The sequence below is a fragment of the Sphaerisporangium sp. B11E5 genome (genome assembly GCF_039871875.1).
Classification (GTDB): Bacteria; Actinomycetota; Actinomycetes; order Streptosporangiales; family Streptosporangiaceae; genus Sphaerisporangium.
Map to the genome: position 1 here is coordinate 115,759 of NZ_JBDPMD010000018.1, position 10,227 is coordinate 125,985.

The window sequence follows — 10,227 nt, forward strand, 5'->3', positions numbered from 1 at the left end:
AGGACGAAGCCACTCCACCCTGCGACCCCGTCTCGCACACCACGGCTCACGTACCGCGACGATAAATTACGTCGTTCATATTTCAACTTGATTTCAGTGTGATGTCTGTTGCGGTACCCGGGCTCGGCGTTACAGTTAGCGGGCCCTCGACACATTCGCACACTATGGGAGACATCGCAGATGTGTCAGCTAACGAAAACGGCATCTCACAGGAGGTGGCATGCTGGAGTTCGGTCTACTCGGACCGTTCACAGTCAAGCTCGACAACAAGGTCGTCCCGATTCCAGGTCGTGGCCCGAAAGCGGTGCTCGCGCTCCTACTGCTGAAGCCGGACACCGTGTTATCGACAACCCGCATTATCGACTCCCTCTTCGACTCAGAAATGAGCGACATAAATGAGGGACGGCTGCTCAACCGCGTGCGCATTCACATATCCCGGCTCCGCGCGACGCTGGAGCCGTGCAAGGTGTCGATCACTTCGGTCGACGGGGGATATGTACTCCGCCTGCCGCCTGACACGGTCGTGGACGTGACCGAGTTCAAGCGGCTGGCGCGTCAGGGACGGGCGGCGTTACAAGGCGGCAGGCATCACGAGACAGCCAAGCTGCTCAAGATCGCGGACCAGGCGTGGCGGGGTTCCGCGCTGACGGGCTTCACCGGCCGGTACTTCCAGGCCGAGGCCGACCACCTGGAGCAGCTCCGGGTGGACACCATCGCGGACCGCATCGAGGCGGCGCTGGCGCTCGGGCACCACGCCCAGGTCACCGAGGAGCTCCACGAGCTCATCAGGGACCACCCGCTCAACGAGCGGTTTTACGGGCAACTGATGCTCGCGCGGCACCGCGCCGGGTACAGCGGCGAGGCCCTCCAGGTCTTCGCCGACCTGCGCGAGGAGCTGGTGGACAAGCTCGGCACCGACCCGAGCCCGGCACTGCAGGCGCTGCACGAGCAGATCCTGCGCCAGGCGCCGTCCCTCGGGGTGGTCACCCCGGCGTCGCAGACACCCCGGCAGCTTCCGGCGCGTCCGCGTGCCATCGTCGGCCGGCAAGCCGAGCTGAAGGAGATCCGTGTGGCGCTGGAGCAGCGTGAGCCGCTCGTCGTCATCAGCGGGCCCGGGGGCATCGGCAAGACGGCCCTGGCTCTGGAGGCGGCGCACCAGATCTCCGGAGAGTTCTCCGGCGGCGTGCTGTTCACCGACGAGCCGGAGAACCCGGCGACGGTGCTCGAACGCTTCCTGCGCGCCATGGGGGCGGCGGACATCCCGGCGGGGATCAGCGAGCGCAGCGCCCTGTTCCGGTCTCTGCTGACCGGGCGACGGGTGCTCATCGTCATGGACAACGTGACGGGGGTGCAGCAGGTGCGGCCGATCCTGCCCGGTGATCCCGGCAGCGCGGTCGTCGTCACCAGCCGTTCGCCGCTCACGTCGCTGCGGTCCAGCCGCACCACGCTCGGCCCGCTGCCCGCGGACGCCGCGCGTGGCCTGCTCGCGCGGGGCGCCAGGAACGGGGACCCCTGGCAGGAGCACGAGGCGGCTAAGCGGGTGGTGGAGTACTGCGCCGGGATCCCCCTGGCCATGGACATCGCCGCCGCGAAGCTCGCCGCCAAGCCGCACTGGACGATGAAGCAGCTCGCCGACCTGCTCGGCGACCACACCACGATGCTCGACACCCTGAGCCACGACGACAGGGCCATGCGCCCGGTGCTCGCGGGGGACTACGAGACACTGAGCCCCGCGGCGCGCTCGCTGCTGCGGAAGATCGGTTACCTGGGGGCCAAGGTGATCGACGTCTGGATGGCCGCCGAGGTGGAGGACGTGTCCGAGGCCGAGGCCATGCGACGGCTCGACGAACTGACCGACGCGCACCTGCTGCGCGCGGAGCTGGACGGGGACCGGAGCCTTTACTACTGCCACGACCTGATCCTGGCCTTCGGCCGGGAACGCGCACTGGACGAGGACGACCCGGCCGTGCTCGCGGACGCGGCGAACCGGGGGTTCCCGATCTCCGGCGACGGGTGCGGGCGCGCACTGCTCAGCAGGTGAAAGCCGGGACCCGGCGACGTCGTGGGCGCCGGTTCCACACAACGGGGAAGACGGGGAGACGGGGAAGCGCGACCGATGCACACGAAGCCGTCGCAGGGGTCCAGGAGTGATTTTAAAAACACTCAGGACGGCGTGGCCGGAGGTCGTGATCGTTTCGCCGACGAGTCGGCGCAGTTGTCGTGAAATTACGGCCCGGCCGTCGTGCCGGGCCTCCCACCTGCACGGGGACGCGCCCGCGCCCGCCCGCGAGGCCGGCGCCGGGCACCCCGGAGCGGGTGGGGCCCACGCCACCCGGCGGTCTCGCGCCGCCGGGTGCGGGGCCGGATCCGCACCCTTCGCCGGGCCGTGCACAACACCGCACGCCCGGCGATCTGCCGCATGATCCCCCGCACCGGACGCCGCCCGCCCGCCGGGCCGCGCCGGGCGGGCCGCGGCGCGCCCGGCCGCTCCGCCCTTCGCGCGGAGCGGCTCGCGGCGTTCCTGAACAAGGCCGGCGGCCGGGCGCGTCGAACACCCGGTCTCGCCCGGCCCGCTGAAAGTCTTTTCGGACAGCACAGTATTTGACCCATGCTCGTAGCCTGCTTACCCCGTTTGTTTCTCCGGCCCCCGGAACACGCCGTCATCCAGAGAAAGAAGCCCTCGCCGTGCGGCCGCTGCCAAAGGCCGTCCGTTTCAGGCCGCGCTGTCACACCCAATTGACCCGGGCACGGCCGGCGTCCGGTTCGATTCCGGGCGCCGGGCGTCTCCGGGTCGCCACGCCGCTTTCGCGGCGTATCACCGATGCGACAACTCGGAACCCACGAGATGCCTCAAGGCATCGCTGAGTAAGCGTTGTGCGGCCACATCCTGGGTCATTTTTTCCTGCTTCGCGTAAAGCTGCAGGGTTTTGTGTTCCTCCGGGCTCAGTGTTACGATGATCTGTCGGGGCTTCTTCTCGGTGGACGCCTCTTTCAGCAATACCGTGACCGGCGTCTCCGGATTCTGGAGTTTCGACTTCAGGACGCTGCGCCGCTGCACCGCCGTCATGTTCGACAGGCCCGCGGCCAGTGCCTTCACCTCGTCCTGGGCCATCGGCACCGATGAATCGGTGAGATCCTGGACCTTCAGGGCGACGTCGAGGCTCGCCTCGCCGGAATCGACCATGTTCTGCAGGACCGGGGTCAATCGGTCGTATTTGATGTGCTTCCGGACTTCGTTATAGGGCAGACCGGTCTCTTCGGCCACCATCCGCGCGCTTCCGTACCTGCGGTACAGAGCGGTGCACCCGTCGATGATGTCCCTGCTGTCGAGATCGACCCGCACGAGGTTCTCGGTGAGCGACAGAACTCGGGCGGTCGTGAGATCGACCGCCTCGTCGATGATCGCCGCCAGAATGCGGCTACGGCCGAGGATGCGATGCGCGTGTACGCGTCGCTGCCCCATGAGAACTTCCAGTTTCTGTGGATCCTGCGCGTGCGGACATACAACGATCGGCTCTAGCATGCCATGCCGTCGGATACTTTCCGCTAATTCCTCTATCCCCTTATCCGCCCCCCGTACACGGGCCTGGCCCTCGCTGAGAACCAGGCTTTTAATAGGAATCTCACGAATCGCCCGAATAGCTGGCATCAGTCCCCTTCCCAGCAGCGTTGATCACGGGACGTACCGTTGATCTTGGGAGAGTACTGGGCCATCTTCACATATCCATCAAAGCCAGTTCAAGGCTGCTCACACCGCAGCCACACCCCCTCCGGCCTGTGGAAACCGGGGTCAGGCCGCGGACCGCTCGACCGACCACCGTAACGAAAAGGACAGTTCGCCCGAAACCTCGTAGGGGCACCCCTGCCCGGCTCAACTGGTGCGATGCCCGCTCAGAGCCCGATTCGGGTTCTACGACCAGCGGAATGCACCCTGGGGCCTTGACAACCACCTCCGACCTGCGGTGTTCACTCTCTGTTGTTCCGGCGGACCCAATAGGGGGATAGAGGATTTGCGGTTACCGGTTACAAGTTGTCATTGTCCCCTTACAAGGTGTGAAGATCACTGGTCGCGGCGGTGACGGCGGAGCCCCCTGCCCCGCCGCCCCCGGCCTCACGCCTCCCGCACCACGAAAAGAACACCGCCCACGATCATCGCCACGGCCGCGTAGGCGGCGAGCACCCCGAGGCCCGGCCACGGGCCGATCGGCAGGCGGTCCAGATCCCGCGTCGCCTGGATGGCGAGGCCCGCCGTCATCGGCGAGATCTTCCGCAGCCGGTCCAGCCACTCCGGGTCGGTGACGAACGTGCTGATCACCGGCACCACGTACAGCAGGGTCAGCACGGCCGTGATGCTCACGGCGGTGTCGCGCAGCACGGTCGTCACGCCGAGCGAGAGCAGGGCGATCAGCGCGAGGTAGAGCACGGTGCCCACGGTGGCCCGCAACGTGGGGCCGTCCGCCAGCGACAGGGGCGGGTACCCGTTGGCCGGGGTGAAGCCGTTGGCCGGCATGATCACGTTGCCGATCAGCAGCGACCCCACCGCGCCTGCCGCGCCGGTCGCCAGCACGATCCCCGAGATCACGGCGGCCTTGGTGAACAGCACCTCGACCCGGCGCGGGATCGCCGAGAGCGTCGTGCGGATCATGCCGTTGCCGTACTCGTTGCTCATCATGAGGACGGCGAGCACCACCACCACCGCCTGGCCCAGCCACACCCCGCGCAGGGCGAGCCGGGCCGTGTCCTCGAAGCACGTGGTGACCGTCGGGCACTGCGCGGTGCTGACGGCGGCGGTCGCGCCCGCCGTCGCCAGCACCGTGCACACGGCGATCCCCACGGCCAGCCACGTGTTGCCGCGCAGCGTGCGGACCTTGGTCCACTCGGCGCGCAGGGAGTGCCTCATGCTTCCTGCCGCTGTACGCGCCAGATCGCGACACCCAGCGCGACCGCGGTGTACGCGCACAGCACCGCGAAGCCGGACCACGGCCCGATCGCCGTGTCGTACCGCATGATGGTCTGCTGGATCGCGAAGCCGGCCGCCGGCGTCACCGCCTCCAGCCACTTGGCCACGGTCAGCGGCAGCGCGGTGCTCGCCACCAGCGGGACGAGCAGGAGCAGCAGCACCGTGGTGATCGCGGCCGTGCTGCGGCGCACGATGGCGGCGACCGCCAGGCTGAACACCGCGACGACCGCCATCAGCGCGGCGGTGCCGACGACCCCGCGCAGCACCTGCGGGTCCGACAACGACGCGGGCGCGGCCTTGCCCTGATTGATCATCGGTGCGGCGATCAGGAACACCGCGAACGACGCGACCAGCCCGACCACGAACGCCGCCCCGCCGAGCACGATCGCCCGGGCGGCGAGCACCCGGCCGCGCCGCGGGCTCGCGGTGAACGTCGTCCAGATCAGGCCCTGCTGGTACTCGGTGGTGATGAACAGCACGCCGAGCGCCACCAGCGCCATGATGCCGATCATCGCACCGGACAGGATCGTCTTGGTCTTGTCGGTGGCGAACTGGTAGAAGCCGATGTCACCCGCGCCGACCAGGGAGAACGTCGTGGCGTTCGGGTCGACCTGGGTGTTGCCGTTGCTCTTCCACGGCGCGAGCTGCTGCGGCCGGGCGGGCTCCACCTTCACGTTGTCGAACGACGCCTTGCCGAGGTTGGTGGTCTCGCTGATGTCCTCGCCGCCGAACTGCCGCAGCAGCTTCAGCGCGTCCGGCGAGGCGACGAACACGCCGGTCTCGACCGTCGGGCCCATGCCTTCGAGCTGGACGGTGCCGACCTTGGACCAATTCGAGCCGTCCGCCGACTCGTACCCGGTGACCGAGTCCCCCGTACGGGTGAGCTTCAGCCAGCGGGGCGCGCCGCTGTCGCTGCCCGGCAGGTCGGTGACGAAGTTGGACTGCAGGCGCACGCCGTGCCCCGGCGTGATCATCAGGGCGGCGTACGGCGAGCCGGGCTGGGCGCTGACCCGCATCATCAGGCCCGCCTTGGCCCACGGGTCGTTGCGCTCCTGCGTGGCCACCCGCGCGACGAGGCTGCCGTCGCCGGTCAACGGCCGGTGCACGTAGCTGCCGGCGTCACGGAACTGCGGCGAGATGCCCGCGGTCGAGCCGTCCCCGCCGGCGCTCTGCGCGCCCGCGCCGGCGGCGAGCAGCATGCCGACCAGGATGGTCGCGGCCGCCGCGGCCAGCATGGTCAGGCCCCAGCGGGGCACCGACCTCAGCTTGGTCCACTCGGAGAGCAGCAGTTGCGGGAAGCCGTCACGGGAACTCTCCACCGTGCTCCGGTACGGCGTCATCGTCACCACGACGCCGCCCCCTGCCCGGCGGGGGTGGCCTGGAACTCGACCGAGCCGTGGGTGAGCTCCAGGTAGGCCTCCTCCAGCGTCGGCCGGCGCTCGGCGACCCCGGAGAACGACACCCCGGCGTCGGTGAGCAGGGGGACGATCTTCGCGACGGGGAGCCCGGTGACGGTGACCTCGTCGTGGTCGGTGGCGGCGACCGTCGCGCCCGCCTGGTTGAGCACGGTGATGGCCTCGCGGACCTGACCGGTGCGCAGCGTCACCCGGCCGTCGGACGCCTTGGCGAGCAGCTCCCGCACGCTGGTGTCGGCGATCAGCCGCCCCCGGCCGATGACCACCAGGTGGTCGGCGCTGCCCTCCAGCTCACCCATCAGGTGGCTGGACACCAGCACGGCCCTGCCCTGCTCGCCGAGGCGGCGCAGCAGGTTGCGGATCCAGATGACCCCTTCGGGGTCCAGGCCGTTGACCGGCTCATCGAAGATCAGGACAGGCGGGTCGCCGAGCAGGGCGCCCGCGATGCCGAGCCGCTGGCGCATGCCGAGCGAGAAGCCGCCGGCCGCGCGCTTGGCGACCGCCGCCAGCCCGACCAGTTCGAGCACCTCGTCCACCCGGCGCCCGGGGATGCCGTTGGAGTGCGCCTGCCACAGCAGGTGGTCGCGGGCGCTTCGGCCCGGGTGCAGCGCCGACGCGTCCAGCAGTGCGCCCACCTGGCACAACGGGGTGCGCAGGTCCTGGTAGCGCTTGCCGCCGACCAGCGCGGTGCCCTCGTCGGGGCGGTCCAAGCCGAGCAACAGGCGAATCGTGGTGGACTTGCCGGCGCCGTTCGGCCCGACGAAGCCGGTGACCTGCCCCGGCCGCACGGTGAATGACAGGCCGTCCACGGCCACGGTGCCCCCGTAGCGCTTGCGCAGCCCGTTGATCTCGATGGTTGCCTCCATACCGCCGAAGGTTACGGAGCCGGGGGTGCCGCGGTCGTCCCGCCGGGGAACCGTCTTCCGCGTCCCGGTGCCAGGGGAACGGCGGATGGCGTGTCCCCCTGGCGGGGGATGCCGGGCGTTCTCCGCGCGGGGGATGCCAAGGCGTCGCCGCTGTGGCCAGAATGGGTCGCGTGAAGCCGACCAGCCGTCTCCTCGCGGCCGGTCCCCGGCGGCTCTACCTGATCGGCCGCGGTCTCCTCGACGAGTCGGACCGGCCGCTGGTGGCCGGCATCGCCCTCGGCCTGCTCTCCACGATCGAGACCGTCATCCGGACCGACGTGGTGATCCGGCCGATCGCCATGCTGCTCGGCCTCGCCGCCACCCTGCCGCTCGCCTTCGCCACCCGGTACGTCGTGCCGGCCGCGGCCACCATCACCACCGCGACGTTCCTCACCGCGCTGGTGTACCGGTGGGGGCCCGCGGTGACCGGCGTGGTGGCGCTGCTCGCGTTGTGGCTGCCCCTGGTGCGGCGCCGGGCCAAACGGCGGCGCGCCGAGGCGGCCGAGCGGGACACCGAACGGGAACAGATGGAGAACCGGCTGCTGGAGCTGACGGCACGCAGCGAACGGGCCCGCATCGCGCGCGAGCTGCACGACGTGGTGGCGCACCACATCTCCATGATCTCGGTGCAGGCCGAGGCGGCGCGGCTGACGTCGCCCGGCATGCCCGAGGAGGGCGCGATGCGGCTGCGCGCCATCGGCGACACCGCGCGCACCGCGCTCACCGAGATGCGGCGGCTGCTCGGCGTGCTGCGCGAGGACACCGAGGACGAGCCGCCCACCCGGCAGCCGCAACCCGGCCTGCAGCAGTTGCTCGACCTCATCGACCAGACCCGCGCGGCCGCCAAGGTGAGCACCCGGCTCATCGTGCGCGGCGAGATCGTGCTGCTGGACCCCGGCGTGGAGCTCACCGCGTACCGCATCGTGCAGGAGGCGCTGACCAACGCGCGCAAGCACGCGCCGGGGGCCGCCGTCGACGTCGAGGTGCGCTACACCGACGACTGGCTGTACGTGCGGGTGCGCGACATCGGCCCCGGGCCGGTGGGCAAGGCCAAGAGCGGTGGGTACGGCCTGCTCGGCATGCGCGAGCGCGTCGCGGCGGTCGGCGGGAAACTGTGGACCGGGCCCGCGCCGGGATCCGGCTTCCTGGTGGAGGCGGCGCTGCCCGCCACCCGGGCGGGACACGAATGAACCATCTACGGGGGAAGACATGGACGTGACCCGGTGGCGCGACGGCACCGCGACAAGCCCGTCCGGACCGGCGGCCCGCCACGGTTCCGGCGCGGGAGCCGCCCGGTGAGCAAGGAACGGTCGGTACGCGTGGTCGTGGCCGACGACCAGGAGGTGGTGCGCGCCGGTTTCGCCGCGCTGCTCGGCATCCAGCCGGACCTCACCGTCGTCGGCACCGCCGCCGACGGCGCCGAGGCCGTCGCCCTGTGCCGCGAGCACCACCCCGACGTGGTGCTGATGGACGTCCGCATGCCCACCATGGACGGCATCGAGGCCACCCGCCTCATCACGAGCGACACCACCGGCGGCGAACCGCCGCGCATCCTCATCCTCACGACCTTCGACCTGGACGAACACGTCTACGACGCCCTGCTGGCCGGCGCCAGCGGCTTCCTCCTGAAGGACGTCACCGCCGAACGCCTCTTCGACGCCGTCCGCGTCGTCGCCTCCGGCGGCGCGTTACTCGCCCCCGGCATCACCCGCCGCCTGATCAGCGAATTCGCCCGCCTCCGCCCCCGCATCGCCTCCCCCCTGCTGGCCGAGCTCACCCCCCGCGAGATCGACGTCCTCCGCCTGGTGGCCGAAGGTCTCACCAACGCCGAGATCGCCCCCCGCCTCGTCGTCAGCGAGGAGACCGTCAAGACCCACGTCAGCCGCGTCCTGCGCAAACTCGGCCTCCGCGACCGCGTCCAAGCCGTGGTGGCCGCCTACGAGTCCGGCCTCGTCGTCCCCCGGTCCGAGGACCGCGCCGGCCCCCGCTGAAGATCCCTTTGCCGGCGGCTCCTGCCATGATCGACGCGTTTTTCCCGAGAAAGGCACTCACATGAGTTACTGGTTCGACGACACCGCCGTGTGCGTCACCTACGTCCGCGGCCTCACCCCCGAGGAAGCCCTCGACCGGCTGGACGCCATGGTCACCGACGACGACAGCCTCGACCAGTACGCCGTCGCCGCCTTCGCCGTCGACGGAGGCGTGGTGCTGGCCGAGCCCAACGGCTTCGCCACCACCCTGGACGACGTGATCACCAAGCTCTCCAAGGGCACCGTGGCCGCCACCGTCTTCTTCAACGTCAACCTGGACCAGCAGTTCGTCTACGCGGCCGACGGCGTCGTCGTCACCCAGTTCGAGCCCGACCAGCCCGGCGACCGCGCCGGGAGCGACCCCGACGCGCTCCTCCCCCAGATGCGGCAGCTCGGCATGGAGGCGGACAGCGACCTCGACAAGGCCACGGAACTCGCCGAACTCGTCACCGGCCTCACCCTGCCCGACGACGACGCCGAACCCGACCTGATCGGCGAACTGCCCGAGTACTACTGACGCCCTCACCGTCCGCGCTCCCCCCGAGGAGGGACCCGTCATGGACGAACTCTTCCCAGAGCCGGTGCTCGCCGCCCTGCGTGCGGCCGCGGGCCGGGTCGTGTTCCAGCAAGGGGGGCGCGCGGTCACCGGTGAGGAACTGCTGGGCATCGCCGCACGCCTCGCCGCCGGAATGCGCGCCGCCGGCCTCGGCCCGGGCAACGGCGTGGCCCTCGTCACCGGCCTGTCCCCGGAGGCATACGCGGCCCACCTCGCCGCACACGCCCTCGGCTGCCGCGTAGCCGCCCTCCGCCCCGGCTGGAGCCCCCGCCAAACCACCCACAGCCTCACCCTGGGCATGGACGCGATCGTGACAGACCCCGCGTCCCCTACCCCCACCCCCCACCCCACCGCCCCAGAG

Annotated in this window: 9 protein-coding genes; 5 read left to right on the top strand and 4 right to left on the bottom strand. The window is 70.3% G+C overall.

What is annotated here, in order from left to right:
- The first annotated feature begins 382 nt into the window (after positions 1-382).
- The gene (locus ABGB17_RS18435; protein WP_347631045.1) at positions 383-2,041 is read left to right on the top strand and encodes a BTAD domain-containing putative transcriptional regulator; all 1,659 of its coding nucleotides are present in this window, start codon (positions 383-385) and stop codon (positions 2,039-2,041) included.
- 774 nt (positions 2,042-2,815) lie between these two features.
- Here the strand turns inward: ABGB17_RS18435 and ABGB17_RS18440 are convergent.
- From ABGB17_RS18440 to ABGB17_RS18455, 4 genes are all read right to left on the bottom strand, one after another.
- Positions 2,816-3,649 (bottom strand): ParB/RepB/Spo0J family partition protein, encoded by an 834-nt coding sequence (locus ABGB17_RS18440; protein WP_347631047.1) that lies wholly within the window; start codon positions 3,647-3,649, stop codon positions 2,816-2,818.
- A gap of 462 nt (positions 3,650-4,111) precedes the next feature.
- Positions 4,112-4,900, bottom strand: coding sequence for an ABC transporter permease (locus ABGB17_RS18445; protein WP_347631049.1), 789 nt, complete (start codon positions 4,898-4,900; stop codon positions 4,112-4,114).
- Positions 4,897-6,309 (bottom strand): hypothetical protein, encoded by a 1,413-nt coding sequence (locus tag ABGB17_RS18450; protein WP_347631051.1) that lies wholly within the window; start codon positions 6,307-6,309, stop codon positions 4,897-4,899. Before ABGB17_RS18450 ends, ABGB17_RS18445 begins: the two co-directional genes overlap by 4 nt.
- Entirely contained in the window at positions 6,303-7,241 is a 939-nt protein-coding gene (locus tag ABGB17_RS18455; protein WP_347631053.1) for an ATP-binding cassette domain-containing protein, read from the bottom strand. Before ABGB17_RS18455 ends, ABGB17_RS18450 begins: the two co-directional genes overlap by 7 nt.
- A gap of 170 nt (positions 7,242-7,411) precedes the next feature.
- Between ABGB17_RS18455 and ABGB17_RS18460 the strand changes: the two genes are divergently transcribed.
- The 4 genes from ABGB17_RS18460 to ABGB17_RS18475 form a co-directional block, all read left to right on the top strand.
- The gene (locus ABGB17_RS18460) at positions 7,412-8,470 is read left to right on the top strand and encodes a sensor histidine kinase (protein WP_347631055.1); all 1,059 of its coding nucleotides are present in this window, start codon (positions 7,412-7,414) and stop codon (positions 8,468-8,470) included.
- A gap of 105 nt (positions 8,471-8,575) precedes the next feature.
- A complete protein-coding gene (locus ABGB17_RS18465; RefSeq protein WP_347631057.1) occupies positions 8,576-9,271 on the top strand; it encodes a response regulator transcription factor in 696 nt (231 codons plus the stop codon).
- Positions 9,272-9,332: 61 nt separating this feature from the next.
- Positions 9,333-9,827: a DUF6461 domain-containing protein gene (locus ABGB17_RS18470; RefSeq protein ID WP_347631059.1), complete on the top strand. Its 495-nt coding sequence runs from the start codon at positions 9,333-9,335 to the stop codon at positions 9,825-9,827.
- Positions 9,828-9,867: 40 nt separating this feature from the next.
- A partial coding sequence (locus ABGB17_RS18475; protein WP_347631061.1) for an AMP-binding protein occupies positions 9,868-10,227 on the top strand: 360 nt, incomplete at its 3' end.

Excerpts from the sequence above, each read along its gene's own strand:
- ABGB17_RS18470 (WP_347631059.1), top strand. The coding sequence starts at position 9,333 with ATGAGTTACTGGTTCGACGACACCGCCGTGTGCGTCACCTACGTCCGC.
- ABGB17_RS18435 (WP_347631045.1), top strand. The coding sequence starts at position 383 with ATGAGCGACATAAATGAGGGACGGCTGCTCAACCGCGTGCGCATTCAC.
- ABGB17_RS18440 (WP_347631047.1), bottom strand. The coding sequence starts at position 3,649 with ATGCCAGCTATTCGGGCGATTCGTGAGATTCCTATTAAAAGCCTGGTT.
- ABGB17_RS18455 (WP_347631053.1), bottom strand. The coding sequence starts at position 7,241 with ATGGAGGCAACCATCGAGATCAACGGGCTGCGCAAGCGCTACGGGGGC.
- ABGB17_RS18445 (WP_347631049.1), bottom strand. The coding sequence starts at position 4,900 with ATGAGGCACTCCCTGCGCGCCGAGTGGACCAAGGTCCGCACGCTGCGC.